Below are 15,940 nucleotides of genomic sequence, written 5' to 3' on the forward strand. Positions count from 1 at the left end.
AATGCGCAAACTGCTTTTTAGCTTACTCATACTCCTTACACCAACAACTGCCCTTGCCGCTCAAGAACCCTATTGGACAAAGCTCACTTCATCGAATTTCCTGGTGAGTCCGAGCACAGCTCACGCTCAATTCTTTGATCAAAAATCAACTGGCATCATCTATGGATCTTCAACTCCTGCTTCCTATGGAGAAGTCGTGTCAAAGAGCATCTCGTTCCAAGCCGAAACACAAAGATCAACGAAGAAGTCACGTGGACGGATCTATCGATTCTTCCATCCTGGCCAAGAACGAATTTGGAAAGGCATTCACCCTGACCTGAGAGAGAAGATTGAAGCCATTCAAGATGTCATGAGAGACGAAGGCTTTGATCTAAGACCAGTTGAAGGATATCGAAGCCCTGAACGCCAAGCCGTCCTCCTCGCGTCCGCATCTGGGGTCACGAGTGTTGGAGCTTGGTCAAGCTGCCACAACTATGGCTTAGCCCTGGATGCCGCTATCTACGTGGGAGGAAAGCCGAGCTGGAATCTGAGCGACCCTCATGTCATTGCGGGCTATGAGCGGTTCGGCGAGCTGGCTGAGATCCTCGGATTGAACTGGGGCGGCCGGTGGACTTCTCCAAAAGACTACCCGCACGTTGAGATGAAAGCCGAGTGTGGTCAGTCCAAATGGGCGAAACGACACGGGCAAACCCTACCTAAGTTCATCTCGAGCGCAGGCGAACCATCATCTCTAATTCTAGAACGAGCGCTGATTTCGACTTGGTGCCCAACTGCATTGGAAGCCACATGCACCGCTATGGGCAAAGATCGGTTCCTTTCTTGGGGGTGGACAGTTCAGCGCCAAAATAGAGCATGCATGGCGGGGACCGACCTTTTCATTTACGCTTTTTCCTGATCGAACTGTTTGAACCTAGAGCCGCACATTGTTGCGGCTTTTCTATTTCACACAGCTTGACAATATTTGGACCCGGGTTATTTGTGAAGGACACTTAAAAAATCCGGAGATCCAATGAAATATCTACTATTAAGCGCAGCACTAGCGCTCTGTCCATTTGCATCAAATGCAATGCAAGTCTCGCCCCTGGCTCAAACGATCAGTCCACAAAAGAACAATGGCTCATTGACTGTCGTCAACACGTCGAATGAAAAGAAGGAATACCAGCTCCAAGCGTTTAAATGGACCTTGGTTGATGGAAAGCAGGCCCGCACACCAATTGATGCGATCCGTTTTGCCCCGAGCTCGTTCTATCTTGAAGGCGGCAAATCTCAAGTAGTCCGCTTCATCAACGGCGAGACATCCAGCAATGAGCTTGCTTATCGCGTCATCGTGAAAGAGAAGAACGTCAAGAAGCTGGAAACGACTGGGGTTGAGCCCGTCTTCAACATGAACTTCCCCATTTTTTGGCGAGCATCTGATCGAGCCACGGTGACCGCAAAGACTTCTGGATCAACCATCCTTCTTCGCAATACAAGCCTGATCACTGCCCAAATCGCCAACATCGATTACGGGACGTATCGTAAGGAAGGCCTCGTCGGCTACCTGCTCCCTGGGGAGGAGATGGTGATCTCGAAGGGTAACGCGACATCGGCCAAGGCTTTGATCAATGGCGTCGCCACCGAGCTAGTGATTGAGTAATGGCTTGGCGCGTCTTTGCGCTAGCCCCTCTTCTTTGGTGTTCGGATTCATTCGGTGCTGAGAGCATCTATGCCATTGCGATCAACGGAAAAGCCATCGATGAGGCACTTCTAGCAACCACAACGGATGACGGCGATTTGCTCGTGCCATCCGTAAAGCTCAAAAGCTACGGCTTGGTCGGCGACTTTGCTTCCATCCAAAGCATGAAAGCACTTGGTGTCAGGGTGGAAGTGCAAGATGAGAAGCAGCTCATCGTCCTGACGGTCCCTGGCAAATACTTCAAGCCTCAGATTGTGGGATCAGTGGACGCGCTTGTCGAAGCAGACCCTTCACCAAGAGGAGTCTTGATCAACCAGGACATGGCAATCGTTCGCTCCTATCGAGGCGACTGGGCAGCATCTTGGGGCTACGACATGCGAACAGGTCTCGCAGGTGGTGTGCTGATCAACACGGGGCAATTGAACGTTCAACCGGGTGGATTTACGAATACGCGGGGTCTGACCACATGGACCAAGGACTTCATCAAGAAAGGTCTATCGGTGGAGATCGGGGATGTCTTTACGCCCTCGCTCGGCATCACGTCCACGTCGAATTTGCTGGGTTTTAAAGTCGGCACGGAGCGCGAGCTTACGGGCGATCTCTACCCCGTCCCTGTCATCGCCGGCATTGCTGATAGCAGAACTACTGCCGAGATCTATCTCAACAATGAGAGGCAACGCCAGCTCAACCTAGACCAAGGCCCCTACTCCATCGAACAGGGATCAATGCTAAATGGCTTGAACTCGTCGTCTGTCGTCCTGAGAGATCAGTTTGGACGCGAACAGATCATCCAGAGTGACTTCTATTTTACCAACCGTGCCCTTCGCCCCGGGGCATCAGAATGGGCTGTGACTGGCGGCCTGAGCCGCTTCGGATCCATTGGTAACGACTACCGAGATCTTGCGCTCGCGGGCTTCTACCGCAGAGGCGTCAGCTCATTCCTTACGCTTGGATCGTCTGCGCAGCTGATGGGGAGGAACGCGAACCTAGGCTTGGATGCAACCATCGTCCTGGGCACGGCCGGCGCTCTCAATCTAAGCAGCTTGGCAAGCCAATCAGATGGGCAAAGCTCACTGTCATATTCTGCTGGTTACAGCTATCAGACTCGCAACTGGTCCATCAACGCTCAGACCCAGAAACGCTCAACGGACAGCTGGCAGCTCAGTGATCAATGGCGCGGCGGATCTGTCATCACCAGAAGCAACTTGGCGAGCCTCTCATACACCCATCGCCCATTCCAGGTTGGATTGTCCTGGTCTTCGAACACCTATTCCACAGGGGCTCAGAACGAGCGCCTGAGCCTCACCGGACGCTACTCAGGTGCCAAGAGCACGTTGAGCGTCCAGCTCTATCGAGACCGCGATGAGAGCGGCTTCTATGTGTTCTACACCCGGCCATTTGGCAACCGACAGCGAGCGAGCATGTCGTTCAGCGATGACCACAGAAGCGTGGCGTTCAATGGCCGAGCTGGAAAGATCAATTATGGATTGGGGACGTCTGACACGGGCTCTTACGCCAATGCCGGGCTCGACACCCGCGCAGGACGCTTACAAGCACAGTCCACGATGCGCGAAGGTCAAACGAGCCTGTCAGGCCGGTATGAAGGCTCAGTCTGGCTGGGCGAAGGTGGCGCACTTGTCGGCCGCACTCTCAATCGCTCCTTTGCTCTCGTCGAAGTTGCTGACACCTCTAACGCCAAGCTCAACGCCAACGGGTCAAGACAAGTCACGAATAAGCGTGGATACGCATTGTTCCCCCTGTCCGCATATCGAACATCGAACGTTGGTCTAGACGTAAGCTCCCTGCCCCTCGATGCCCAGGTCAACGAGCGCACACAGACAGCGACGCCGCCACGGTTGTTCGGAAGCAAAGTGACCTTCCCGATCTCTTACACCAAACCGCTAGAACTGCGAGCGATGTTCCAAGGGAAGATCGTGCGTGGTTCAGGGGTCGCGGTCGCAGACGACTTAGAAGTTCCGATAGCAGATGACGGTCGGATCTTCCTATCCAACTACAGGGCGGGTGGAACCATCTCCATCAAGACCGACATCGTCGCTTGCAGTGGTGTCCTCCCCATAGATAGGAGCGAAAAACATCTTGAAGAAATTGCGTGCGAATGACTTGCGCAATCTAAAATTCACCTTAACTTCGATTGGATCCTAAGCAATTCCGCTTATCAATGAAGGAGATCAATCGATGTTAAAGAATAAAATTACCATTGCTACCGGCTTAGCATTTGGCTTGGCAATGGCTGCTGCAAATCCGGCTTTTGCTGCAACTGAGACGCAGACAATGAACATCACAGCAGTCCAGGCAGCAGTCTGCAAAATGGGAATTCCTGATGATGTATTTATGCAGCTGGGTGAAAAGGACGAGAACAGCGTTATCGTTGCGCTCTCTGCGATCCAGGATCTGACTGTCACCTGCAACAAAGACCTCCCCTATACGGTAGAGATGGATACCGCCGACGCATCTGGCAACTTCGTGATGACCGACGCCGCCACATCCAAAGAAATCAAAGCACGCGCAAGCTTTGGCCTGAGCGGTCCGTCGAACTGGCAACCTTTTAGCACTACTGCAAACAATGCAGCATTGAGCTCAGTGGGAACTGGCGCGGAGCAAGTGTTTAGCACTCGCATCACTGTCAACACGGACGCGACATATGCAGCTGTTGGCACTTACACAGCAGAACGTCAAATCACGATCTCTTACTAAGATCGCCCCGCTAGAAAATAAAGCCGCCTTCGGGCGGTTTTTTTGTGATCAACGTCTTGCGTTTTAGATTTTTTCTGTTTTGTTGAAGGCAACTCAACGAAACGGAGATCCAGTGTTTAAATTATTTATCCCACTACTTGCCCTTTTATCAGCACCCGCATTTGCAACAGTGATCACAACTGTCGATCCTCAAGCGTTCAATGCAGCGGTCAAGCCAACAGTCACCTTTCAAAACGGCGTTTGCACAGTGCAAGGCGCATTGATCGTTGCTAACGAACTCGCCTCTGATGCTCACATCGTCGTTCGCGCCAACCAAGGGACGTCACCAGTCGCAGAAGCCCGCACCGGTCAAGACGGGCGCTACTCCGTTTCCTTCGCATCAAAGAAAGGAGCGAGCTTCCAAGAAGTCGTGATCTCCAAGCCAGACAAAGACGGAAAAATCAGCGCAGTGCCTGGACCCACGTTTGTTTGTGGGGTGAAGCAATGAAGGCCTTCCGAAAACTCTCACTTGCGCTGTCGTTCGCACTTGCAGCCTTCGCCAATCCGGCCATTGCTGACACAGTCGGCGACCAAATGATCATCAAAGGCTCCCAGAACGCCACATGCCGGGACAATGGTGTAGTCGGCTGTCTCGTGCTCGGCAACGGCGCTTCGGCGTGGCTGACGACCGGAGGAGCCACAGACAACTCCATTGATGCCAACCCAATCGGAACGGCAACTGTCGTTGGGAATCGGGCTACCAATACAGACGGCGGCGTTGCCTTTGGCGATACGGCCTCATCTGCCTGGGGCGGTTCGGCAATCGGCAATTTTTCTGTCGCTGGCCAGCAAGCGGTAGCCCTTGGATACCGTGCTTATGCGGGCACCATCGGCAGCATTGCCATCGGTTCAGGCGCGGTCGCAAACGGCAGCATGTTCGGTTCTGCAATCGCAATTGGTGGACAAGCAACAGGGGCCCGCACAATCGCTATTGGCGGCGAAGCGTCCTCCCAAAATGCTGTCTCCCTAGGCCACGGTTCCACAGACGGGGGTGCCAATACCGTTTCTGTGGGTGACAGCAGCTTGCGTCGCCGAATCGTCAATGTTGCAGCCGGCCAGGGTGCAAATGATGCAGTGATCGTGAGCCAGATTGCCCCACTTGCTGCGTCTCTGGGGGGCGGAGCGAGCTTCACGAATGGCGCTTTCACTGCCCCAAGCTACGCGCTTTCGACCGGGACTTACACAACCGTAGGAGCTGCGTTGACTGCGTTGGACAACAAGCCAAGCAGTGGATCGGCCTCACCGTATTTCAAAGCGACCTCTCCTGTCTCTGATGGCTCAGATGCCACACAAGCGAGCGGTCAGTCGGTCGTAGCAGCAGGTCCCGGGGCCAAGGCAGCTGGCACATACAACACGGTGATTGGCACAGATAGCGCGGCTTCGCTCTATGGATCGACAGTCATCGGCAGTCTCAGTTCAGCGGGTGATTCCGCCTTTGCGGGTGGACATCAAACCGTTGCAGGCGACGCGTCGGTGGCGTTGGGTGCTTACGCAACGGCCGGCCAGGACTGTATCGCCATTGGCTACGGTGCATCGTGCACCGAATCAATGACAGCAAGCTTTGGCAGTGCGGCTGGTCAGCCCGTTCGCTTGACGAACATTGCCAGTGGTCAAGACGAGAATGACGCGGTCAACATGGCTCAGCTCAACAGCGTCTCCGTTCAAGTGTCCAATACCCAAAGCGCCCTCTCTTCGACCACTAGCTATTTGGGTGGCGGCGCAAGTTACAACGCGATCACGAACACCATTGTCGCCCCGAGCTACGACTTCCTGAGTGGTGCGAGCTACAACACCGTGGGGGACGCGCTGGCAGACCTGGATGGCCGGGTGACAGGTTTGGAGAACGCGCCAGGCGGTGGTGGATCCAGCACACCTGGACCACAGGGTCCCCAGGGAGAGAAAGGTGAGGCAGGAGCGCAAGGAGACAAAGGAGAACCCGGCCAAGACGGCCAAGACGGTTCTGCGAAAGTTGCAGCTGGCAAGAACATCGAAGTTCAGACCCAAGCAGATGGGAGCACTTCTGTGAGCCTGTCCGATCAAGTCGAATTGTCCAATCAAGGATCGATCAAGGTAGCCAAGACCATCATCAATGGTGAGGGAATCAATGCCGGTGGCAATCGGGTGACAGGCGTCGGAAACGACTCTATCAGCCAAGGTTCCACCGATGCGATCAATGGAAGCCAGCTCTATGACATGCAGCAGCAGTGGTCAGATCGTTGGGAAGACGCCACACGGCGCGTTGGCAACCTGGAACGTGAGGTCAAGATCCAGGGAGCTCAGTCCGCAGCATTCGCCTCGATGATGGGTGCACAGACTTCCGGAGTGATCGGAGAAGTGCATGCGACAGCGGGTGTGGGCTTCTACGGCAACAAAGCTGCCGTGGCTGTCGGTTGGAAGGCCCGCGTGAGTGACAGGGTCAACTTGTCGGCAGGATTCTCCAAAGGAATGGGTGGCGGATCTATGCAAGGCGGCATCGGGATCTCAGTCAACCTCGGCCAATAATTATTGTTCAACCCCAGGGAGATCCGATCTCCTTCTCCCTGGGCGGGGGCTCCCTTTTTGAGTGAGGGGGCCCCCATTTTTTTGCTATAGCTTATGATGTCATTCCTTACACGGAGGTCAACATGTCAAGCGACAATAGGGCAGTAGCAGAGGCATTGGTGCAAGCTGCATTTGGTATCAGCTCGTTTGCATATCACGGAGCAAATTTCAGCACCAAGCTTGTGGAGGCACACTTCTTCCACGAGATATATGAAATACATCACGAAGCCGGCGAACTAGATCGACATCCTGAGGTCAAGCAGTATCTTGAAATTTACCCGCTTGAATTCGTTGCGCAGAAGGCCATTGCCGCTCAACGGGACTACCAATACTTCATGGGCAGGGCAAGGTTCTTTGAGCTCTTAAAAGAGCAGAACCCAGACGACCAGCTTTACATTCGTCGATCTGCAATTTACAGCATCCATTGCGTTCTGATGACACGTGATTTTGGCGACCTCTACGATAGCCTTGGTTCCGGGTGTAGCGGTCTGACCAAGGAAGCAGAAGCCTTTGTTGAGTCAGGTGCTTAGCTCACAGCTCAGACGGTCAACTGCTGAGGTAGGGTCAGCCAGGCGGCTAAGATTCGCTATCTACGGAGCCAGTTGTGGAAAAACAATCAATTCAAGATATGCCGGCCTCTACGGTTCCCAAGAACCTTAGAATTGCGCTTTTGGGATTCCCAAGCCAAGAGTTCGGTCAAGTGTTCTATGAGCACCTATCTGTGGCTCTTACGGCATGCAGTCGTGTTTTGGATCTTGAACGACTGGCAGGCGTGACAGTCGGGTATGACCTTGCATCGGCCATAGCGTCCGTTGACATGGGTGAGCCCGGCGTATCACCGCCTTCGTTCACTTCAACTGCGGAAGTCGAATGCATTGCAAAGGCCGTCACTGTGAAAAGAGACGGAATCGAGAAGACACACGTCGTATACAGCGCAGCTTTCATCCAGGACATCGTTGACGACACGCTTCCTGGCTTTCAGCAAGCACTGCACTTGATTGCCCATGAGCTTGGTCACGTTGCAGAGCTGAAATGGCGAGACGAATCATCCCCAGGGCTTGATGAAAAGCTTAAGGACGGCAACTTTGCCGACAACCTATTTCTGCACACCGCAACCGCCGTTTGGGAGGAATATGCAGCATGTCGCCTCACCGGATTTATCGGTGATGTTGAAGCATTGAACGAGCAATACGCGAAGAACTTCGATGAGTCAGCTGGGCTGTATCTTGAGCGAGCAAGGGACAAGATTAAGGACTTCCGCGTTCACGGCAGCGTTGATACGCTCCTGCTACAAGCGGGCACGCACACGGCTATGCCTCTCAAATTGGCCTCGTATCTGCTCGGTCACCTTGATGCCAATCAGGACGAGACGGATCTTAAGGTGCTCTGCCCGACCTACGCCGATTCAGGGCTTACTGCGTTGATCCCTCGGTTATGGACAGCATTAAGAAGCACCTGGAATCGGATGGATGACAAGGCGGGACTCGCTGTCTTTGATGAGCTTAAGCAAGTCGTCATCGAGAGCTATGTCAATGCCGGCGTCAACATCAGGCCCCAAGATGAAGGCTACTTCGTCAACGCGCCTTTTACGGCTGAGACCATGCCCAATGGGGAGGCAGACATGCTGATCGTGCGTGCACGACAGGCTCTTGGGCTGCTGTAAGCTGATCGTTCTGCTTGCGCACAGTTGCAAGTCTGGCAAAGAAAAACCCGTCGTGAAGACGGGCTCTATGAAAGCAGTTGCAATTGCTCTCTACTTCTTTTTGAGCAACTTCTGAGTCAGGAGGGTTCGCAACTCCGACTTCGCTCGGCTAACGAACTGCTCTTTGGTCTCGCCTTCAAGCGGAACCCCGACCTTTTCGCTAAGTCCATCAATAAATTCCGAGGACGTAACGAGATCAACGGCTGATTCCTCGAACTTCTGTTGCTCTGATTTCTTGAGGCCAGAGATGGCCAGGATCGGCGTAATGCCGTCCGCGATCCTTGTTGCCACCTGTCCAAGCTCACCACCAGTTGAAGCCGACGGGCCTGGGAGTGCCTTACTTGCTGCGGCACTGCTTTCAGCAATGAAGCTCGACAATGAGAAATTCCGATCACTCATGGGTCATCTCCGGAGCTGCATCGGCGCTATCGCTTTTAACCCATGCGTGAAATTTATCAAAGAAGGCCTCGAAAGTTTTCGTGAAACTTTCAACGATAGTATTGATGATTTTATTCTTTTGCTCTTCGGGAATAGAGTCCCAGATCTTCAAAAGAAGAGTGACAACACTCATCACCAACGCCCAAATTCCGCCCGAACCCGCGCCCCCTGTTCCTTCTGCCACGTCGCGCCCCCTACTTCCACTGTTGGTTGAACCCCAAGCATACGATGCCCTAGTCTCACTCGTCGAGACGGAGACAGGCACCGTGGCCAAACCTTTGACATTGGCTAGATCCGGTCAAATGCTACTTCGCCACCCTCGGCGCAGCTCTCAGCTAACGCACTGTGATTGATTGAACGGCGAGAGTAGACAAGCACACCATTGACGTGGACTTCCGAAAACGCCCTGGCAGAGCTCTGCACCAGCCCTAGGCACAGGTTCGCCTGGACTGCAGTCGCGGTGATTCGGAAGCCCTGCCCTGCATTGAGGGGTGAGAGCTCGATGCTGCCTAAGCTACGAGAGTTCAGTTCCTGGCCGACTACACAGGCAGACGGGGCCAACCCACGCTCAACGGCGCTTGCTGTGCTGACGCTTTGATAGCGCCCTTCTTCGACGGCGAAGTCCGCAGCGATGGCGTCAGCCAGTTGGGTAAGACTTGCCGCTTCTTGTTGGATCCTTGTGCCAGCGGATGTGGGACCGAAGGCCATCCAGGCACCTACACCGGCTATCGCAGCAAGGCCAACGACAAGGCTGAGCTCGACCAGTGCAAAGCCTCGAGACCTCATCGCTTGGCCTTTACTCGCTCTGCCACCAAGATCTTCTTCAAGCGCGTTAAGCACAGAGCCAGTGCGAGGGCAGCTGATGCCATGTATGTAGAGAGTTGGAAGGGCGAAGCTCCATAGCTCGGCCAAAGCACGAGCATGGTGACGAAGCTCGCCACAACGACTGAGAGCAAAAGTGGATGTGGGATGTTTTTCATTGTGATCTCCTCTGATGGGTCTTTTCATCAAAAGGCGAATCAGCTAGGTGTCAAGATTTCGGCCGTAATTTGATCGTGCAATCATCGTCAGAGACTGGAGCCCCAAGCTATTAAGCCTGATGTATAGTGCCTCCACAATTTTCCATGGATGCTGCAAGGATGCTTGAATTGATTGGGACAGTCGCCCTGTGCGCGGCTGGAATTTGGATTTTGTCCAAGGCTTATGGCTACTACCGTTACAGCAAGGACCTCAATGTGACGGAAGATTTTGCGCGGTGGATGATGGTCTACTCAGGCGTGCAGGGTGCGCTTGGTGAGGCAGAATCAGCAGATCTTTGGGAAGAAATGGGATCATCGCTGTCTGGTAGCGTCACGATGCTTCGCGGACTTGCAATCCCCGATTACGAAGAACTGCTCAAGCAGGTTCGGGTGCTTGATCTGTGTATCCGAGAGCGCATGTGGGTCAAGATGTATAACAGCGATCCAGCGTTGATCCTTCTCGCAGGTCGTGTATCAGAAGCCATCCCACGTGTTCGCGAGCACGTCGTAACCGTTGGACGCGCAAGAGTTCCAGGTGCCTGACGCAAAAAAACCGCCTTTCGGCGGTTTTTCATTGAAAAGGTGCTCAGTAGAACTCGTAGAAGAACCCGCCATCGGGGTGATCAGAGAACTCATCACCCTCTTGAAAGATGGTGAGTCGATTTTTACCCCCCTGAACAACTTCCGAACTGACACGCGCCTTGCTCACCTTCTCGTTGACAAGCTCACGCAGCGCTTCATCGCTCAGATCTGACGGTCGAAGCACACGGATCACGCTTTCGAGCGTCGAAATGACCGCATGGTCCCCGATCAAGCAGTCTTCGAAGAGCTTTGTCTTCTCTCGCTCTTTTGCAAGCTGTGCCTTGACCACGGCAAGCTCCGCAGCTGCATCGTGGACCTGGTTTGCGAGCTGCACGTTCTGGAACTGAGCGATGCGAGCCTGTCCCCGATAGTCCCGGGCCCGGTCGGCCTGGTGAGCGACTTGGTCACCATGGATGCTATCAAGCCCCTGATCCACAGCTTCCTTGTTTTGCTGGTTCAAGATGTTGGAGAACTTGGTAAGAAGGCTCATGTCGATTCCTTTGACCAGGCCAGCCCCGGCAAGGGAATGCTGCACCATATCTAGAGCAGAATCAACGTGTTAACGCTATCCTAGCCTGCCTATTCCGACGAGCGGTAAGGCGTGCCACGAAATCGGAATTGACCTTCAATTTCTGCCCCAGCTGCTGACCCAGCTGCTCAAACTCGCTTTTCAGGTCGGGCTTCTTCGCTCGCATGGGCTTTTTCACCTCGATGGCGTTCTCTTTGAGCCGCTGCTGCCCAAGCTTTCCTTTGATCTGGTCCAGGCTCATCGAATCGGAAAACAGGGTGTAGCTGCCTTTCGTCAGTCGGGTAAAGGCCACCAAAGCGCTCTGGTTGTCGGTCATCCCAGCATGGCCTAGGTGGAAGACATCGGTCTTTCCTTGCCCTTGGGCCTTGTGAATCGTCGAGCAGTAGGACAGATCAAGAGCGCTGTATTGGTGGGAGTCAAAGCGAACCACCTTCGTGAGCCCGTTGCGCTCGATCTCGACGCCGAGGCTTACCCCACCCGCACTGCTTCGCTTGATGCTCTTCACCGTCCCTTTGGTCCCGTTGATGACATCCAGGCCTTCATCTTTGACGTTGAAGATGACCTGATCACCCCGGCTCAACGCAAGGTCACGAAACGCCCTATTTTTGCCAATAGATCGGAAAGTGAAGTCCTCTTTGTCTACCTGACCTCTCGCCTTCAATTCCTGACGGACCCGTTTATTGAGATCCTGCATATCCTCGTTCGAGTGAGCAAGAATGAGACGTTCCTGGGTAGGTGCAAGACTGTTGAAATAGGCTTTGATACAAGCCTTCTTCGCTTGCTCGCCTGTTGCCCACTCGTCTACTTGACCGTTGTCTGCAAGCGCTTGGAAGATCTTCTTGCTCTTCTCAATGATGTCACCGCGTGACTGCACCTTATCGGCGTTCCGCACCTTGCCATCCGCGCCATAGTCGTAGAACAGCCCTGCTGTATGACGGTCCTGTGCGTTCTTCTGACGACGGATTTCGGTGAGCTTTGCGTCCCCAATCGCATCCTTGGCGATGGACATTCCCGAACCTGCACCGACAGGTTGGATCTGTTCCTGGTCACCCTGCAAGATGAGCTTTGCTCCTGCTTTTTGACAGTGGGCCATCAGGTCACGAGTCTGGCGGCTGTCGACCATTCCAGCCTCGTCCAGGACGACAACGTGGTTCTCGGTCAACTTGAGCTTGGACTTGCCCAGGTCACTGATCAGCTTGGCAACGCTAGTGCACACAAGGCCCGATTCCTGGTGAAGCTTTTCGGCCGCCTCGTTCGAAACACAGGCTCCTAGCACGGTGCGCCCATCGGCTTTGAACGCCTCTGCGTAAATCTGGCTCACTGTCGTCTTACCAGTTCCAGCAAGCCCTGAAAGCACGCCCACGCCCCCTGTATTGATGGTGAGGTGCTCAACTGCCTCACGCTGCTCTGGACTGATCTGGAAGCCCTTGGCTGCTTCGAAGGCTTGGATGGCGTCGTTGAGCCTATCGAGCGGCACGTGCTGGGAGGTCTCGCCCTCGCGACTCAGAGTCTTGTGTAGGATCTCTCGCTCCATCGACACCATCCACGGGGCAGCAAAGCGCTGCTCTGTATGCCGGCGAGCAAGGGATGAGCCCATGTCGTCCGTGTGGATTCGCTCAGGGCAGACACGAACAAGATTGTTGCGCTGGATGAAGTCCGACACCATGACGTCCAGTTGGCTTGAATCGATCATTCCCGAGTTAGCCTGTCCCAACCGAAAACGGAGCTCTTTTTCATCAAAGATTGCTTCATTCTCGTGGAGAAGCTCCAAGATCTCTTCGTCCGTAGCTGGAACGAATTCCTTGGTGATCTTCTGCTGTTTGATCTCAGCAACGGTCATCAGAAGCTCTGGGTGCTCCTTTTGTAACTCAACGGCGTCCTGCTTCCACGCCTCAACCAGTTCAAGAAAAGTAGGTTCATCTTTGTGCTTGCGTGTAGCAAGAGACGCTTGCTGCATCGTCCCACCGTTTTCCTGCTGGTGCTTCAAGATGTCTTCTCGACGACTAGACCAAAGCTCCGAAAGCCGTTCTGTGCCAGGAATATTCCAGGTGCGGACACCCGTCTTTTCGCCCAGTGCATTGACCTCGATGTGCTGTTCAATGTTGTAGCCCAGGGCTTTCAAGCCCGCAGCGAGCTCGTTCTTGTAGATTTCATCAGCAGCTTTGCGGTGGGCGAAGATCTCATGGCTGTCGTAGGTTCCCCACTTCCCATCAACACCCTTAGCAACACCATACGCAAGCGCATGGGTGTGAATCTGAGGGTCCAGATTCCTTGAACTTAGATGCTGATGAAAAGAGATGATCAATCCATCGACTGGGATGACAGTCTTACCACCTTGATCACGCCTGGTCTCGACCTTGCTTTCGATGTAGCCAAAGGCCCGCTCGACAGCCCTACGCTGGACTTCCAGTATTTTCTCTCGCTCGTCTTGATCTGCCAGTGCAAACACGGTGGACAACGACTTTGGTGCGCTAAACGTCAGCTCATAACCAACTCGGTGACCGCCTTGTTCAATCATGACCTGGTTGCCATCTTCATCAAGGAGCGGAGCACCCTTCGCATCGAACTTTGGTTTCAGGACCGGCTTTTCGCCGGCATTCTGGCAAAGCGGTTCATGAGTGAAAGGATGAAATCCGTCGCATAGAGAGAGCATATGCCTACCGTCCACAGCAACGCCAGCGAGCTTGATTTCATGCGCGAGCTTACCGCCCCAATATGACGCCGAGACCTCTTGAACCTCGCCGTTGTAGTAGCGAATTAGGCCCTCGGTAGCGAGCAGATATTCAACGACTGCCTTGCCGTCTTTGTTCCTGCCTTGCGCTGTAAGTGCGGTAATTGGAATCAAGTCTGATCTCCTCTAATGTGATGTGATCAGTTAAAGGCATTCAGAGCAAACGTCAAGATCAAAGGACGTGGTTGGGTGTGGATGCTTTGCATCATTCTCGAAAGAACTGATCGATCTCTTCTTTCGTCATCCCCACCCGCTTTGGCTGAGCGCCAAGAGATGCAGCCTGGGTAGGTCCGGGAATGGCCAGGTTGTTGCGCTGGTGAGGTTGAGTCATCCAGCGAGCGGGGATCTGCCCAGGACGCTTGGTCCTCATGACGACACCAGGAAAGTCCAAGAGCAATGGATCTCCGCCCATCTGAACGATTGCTCGCACCCCAAACCCATTCGGGCCATATTGCTTGCCTTTGCGCGGGCCAAGGCGGTCCGTAAGCTCACCTGGGCTGATCAGTGCCCTGCTCTCTTCATGCACTGTGGCCTTTTCATCATGCGTTCGATACGCGACACGATGCTTCCCCAGCTGCTGAGCAGCCTTCTCTCTCGTGTCGCCCATCTGCAATTGGCAGATCACATGGGTGCCCACCATGGATGTTAGAGCTTTCTGGAAGTCTTCCCCATAGGTAGCTTTGATCTGCGAGATGTCCTGAAACGCACCAATAAACACTACGCCCTTGGATCTGCCCTTATCAATCAACGGACCGATGTTGATCTTGCCAGCCGATGCCAACTCATCGAACACGAAACCGATGAAGCGATCCTTCTCCGCATCTGGGAGCTTGGGCGAGATGATCTCAGGGACAGCAAGGTTCACCAAGGCACTGATGTAGGCCTTTGTCATAGCCTCTTCCGGGCCGCTCTGCACTATGACTTGCTTGCGTCCTTTATAGCCATCCTGAGCCCACTCCGTGATGGCAAAGCGGCGATTCTCTTTGCGCACGGGCCATGCCAATGCCAGGTCGTCGATCAGCTTCGTTTGAGCCACGAGCGTGGCAAGCAATGAAGCGGTGGTCTGGCTCTCAGTGTTCTCCACCAAGCTTGTCGCTGTGGCGAAATGTTCTTGGATTGTTGGAAGCATGTCCTCAGCGTTTCTGTTCTTGCGCTCTGCAAGATCAGCAAAGGTCCATTGGAGAGGCTTCTCGGCTTGTAGAGATCGAATTGCGCCAACAAGTAGCTGCCTTGCTGCCGTTGTCCAGAAGTCTCCATTCTTCTGGTCTGCACTACCTGGGATAAGGATCTCCGCCAAGATTGCTGCTTGAAGTGGATAGCGACAGTCCGCTGCGATATCCCATACATAGCTCCTTTCGTCGAAGGGAAAAACAATGATCGGCTTCTTGAAGTAGCTCGTGAAGTCGCCCTTCGTGTCGAACAAAAACAGCTTGTGATCGGCCCGGATAATCTGCTCAATGATCGGCAACAAGATCTGCGTCTTGCCGCTTCCCACTGAGCCCTGTAAGAGCGTGTGCCTCGACCAGTGAGACTTGGGTAGGTGCAACACTGGGTGGAGCTTCAAGCTCATCCTAGCCATCCATCCTCCTTGATCTGCCGTGGCTTCATCGAGCGGCGATGTGCCTCTCGGATCGCCTCCCTCCCTTCCAGGAGCCTTGGGCCCGATACATGCCATGTGTTTGATCGGGGTTCTAGAGCTTTTGCACCTACCCAAGACGCCACGGCCAAACTGACGGCCAGTGATGGGCCAACACGAATCCAGACCTTCCAGGGCTCCCACATGGCGCTGACGTATTCATGTGCTCTAGCTGGATAGACAGTCCCCAAAGTGAGCTTGTTGAGGATGGCAGCAGGAGCCCCCACCAGGTCAAAGGACAGGCTCGGGGTCAGTGGGCTATCAGGCAGCTGCCAGGCGAGCCAGGTGAGGCTTGGATAGACCGTTAGAAGCAGGATCAGGAACAACGCTACG

At 54.0% G+C, this 15,940-nt stretch carries 14 protein-coding genes; 9 read left to right on the forward strand and 5 right to left on the reverse strand.

Annotated features, from left to right (window positions below):
• The first annotated feature begins 1 nt into the window (after position 1).
• The 8 genes from AC5P6E_RS12135 (at position 2) to AC5P6E_RS12170 (ending at position 8,633) form a co-directional block, all read left to right on the forward strand.
• Positions 2 to 895: a M15 family metallopeptidase gene (locus AC5P6E_RS12135; protein WP_495230989.1), complete on the forward strand. Its 894-nt coding sequence runs from the start codon at positions 2 to 4 to the stop codon at positions 893 to 895.
• A 114-nt stretch (positions 896 to 1,009) separates the two neighbouring features.
• Positions 1,010 to 1,636, forward strand: a complete 627-nt coding sequence (locus tag AC5P6E_RS12140) for a fimbrial biogenesis chaperone (protein WP_495230990.1) — start codon at positions 1,010 to 1,012, stop codon at positions 1,634 to 1,636.
• Positions 1,636 to 3,795 (forward strand): fimbria/pilus outer membrane usher protein, encoded by a 2,160-nt coding sequence (locus AC5P6E_RS12145; RefSeq protein ID WP_495230991.1) that lies wholly within the window; start codon positions 1,636 to 1,638, stop codon positions 3,793 to 3,795. The genes AC5P6E_RS12140 and AC5P6E_RS12145 overlap by 1 nt, the downstream gene beginning before the upstream one ends.
• 76 nt (positions 3,796 to 3,871) lie before the next feature.
• The gene (locus tag AC5P6E_RS12150) at positions 3,872 to 4,390 is read left to right on the forward strand and encodes a Csu type fimbrial protein (protein ID WP_495230992.1); all 519 of its coding nucleotides are present in this window, start codon (positions 3,872 to 3,874) and stop codon (positions 4,388 to 4,390) included.
• A gap of 112 nt (positions 4,391 to 4,502) precedes the next feature.
• Entirely contained in the window at positions 4,503 to 4,877 is a 375-nt protein-coding gene (locus AC5P6E_RS12155) for a hypothetical protein (protein ID WP_495230993.1), read from the forward strand.
• A complete protein-coding gene (locus AC5P6E_RS12160; protein WP_495230994.1) occupies positions 4,874 to 6,931 on the forward strand; it encodes a YadA-like family protein in 2,058 nt (685 codons plus the stop codon). Before AC5P6E_RS12155 ends, AC5P6E_RS12160 begins: the two co-directional genes overlap by 4 nt.
• 122 nt (positions 6,932 to 7,053) lie before the next feature.
• Positions 7,054 to 7,500, forward strand: a complete 447-nt coding sequence (locus tag AC5P6E_RS12165) for a hypothetical protein (RefSeq protein WP_495230995.1) — start codon at positions 7,054 to 7,056, stop codon at positions 7,498 to 7,500.
• 74 nt (positions 7,501 to 7,574) lie between these two features.
• Positions 7,575 to 8,633: a hypothetical protein gene (locus AC5P6E_RS12170; RefSeq protein WP_495230996.1), complete on the forward strand. Its 1,059-nt coding sequence runs from the start codon at positions 7,575 to 7,577 to the stop codon at positions 8,631 to 8,633.
• A 90-nt stretch (positions 8,634 to 8,723) separates the two neighbouring features.
• Here AC5P6E_RS12170 and AC5P6E_RS12175 read toward each other — a convergent pair whose 3' ends face one another.
• Both AC5P6E_RS12175 and AC5P6E_RS12180 read right to left on the reverse strand, forming a co-directional pair.
• On the reverse strand, positions 8,724 to 9,071 hold the full coding sequence (locus tag AC5P6E_RS12175) for a hypothetical protein (protein ID WP_495230997.1): 348 nt from the start codon (positions 9,069 to 9,071) through the stop codon (positions 8,724 to 8,726).
• Positions 9,064 to 9,294, reverse strand: a complete 231-nt coding sequence (locus tag AC5P6E_RS12180; RefSeq protein ID WP_495230998.1) for a hypothetical protein — start codon at positions 9,292 to 9,294, stop codon at positions 9,064 to 9,066. Before AC5P6E_RS12180 ends, AC5P6E_RS12175 begins: the two co-directional genes overlap by 8 nt.
• 955 nt (positions 9,295 to 10,249) lie before the next feature.
• On the opposite strand from AC5P6E_RS12180, the gene AC5P6E_RS12185 reads away from it, so the two are divergent.
• Positions 10,250 to 10,672, forward strand: a complete 423-nt coding sequence (locus AC5P6E_RS12185) for a hypothetical protein (RefSeq protein WP_495230999.1) — start codon at positions 10,250 to 10,252, stop codon at positions 10,670 to 10,672.
• Positions 10,673 to 10,715: 43 nt separating this feature from the next.
• Here AC5P6E_RS12185 and AC5P6E_RS12190 read toward each other — a convergent pair whose 3' ends face one another.
• The 3 genes from AC5P6E_RS12190 to AC5P6E_RS12200 form a co-directional block, all read right to left on the reverse strand.
• Positions 10,716 to 11,201 carry a hypothetical protein gene (locus AC5P6E_RS12190; protein WP_495231000.1) on the reverse strand — a complete coding sequence of 162 codons (486 nt, stop codon included), beginning with the start codon at positions 11,199 to 11,201 and terminating at the stop codon, positions 10,716 to 10,718.
• 61 nt (positions 11,202 to 11,262) lie between these two features.
• The gene (gene mobF / locus AC5P6E_RS12195) at positions 11,263 to 14,085 is read right to left on the reverse strand and encodes a MobF family relaxase (protein ID WP_495231001.1); all 2,823 of its coding nucleotides are present in this window, start codon (positions 14,083 to 14,085) and stop codon (positions 11,263 to 11,265) included.
• Positions 14,086 to 14,176: 91 nt separating this feature from the next.
• The gene (locus AC5P6E_RS12200; protein ID WP_495231002.1) at positions 14,177 to 15,541 is read right to left on the reverse strand and encodes a type IV secretion system DNA-binding domain-containing protein; all 1,365 of its coding nucleotides are present in this window, start codon (positions 15,539 to 15,541) and stop codon (positions 14,177 to 14,179) included.
• Positions 15,542 to 15,940 lie beyond the last annotated feature (399 nt).

Source organism: Stenotrophomonas sp. YJH_SMC_16 (assembly GCF_059367875.1).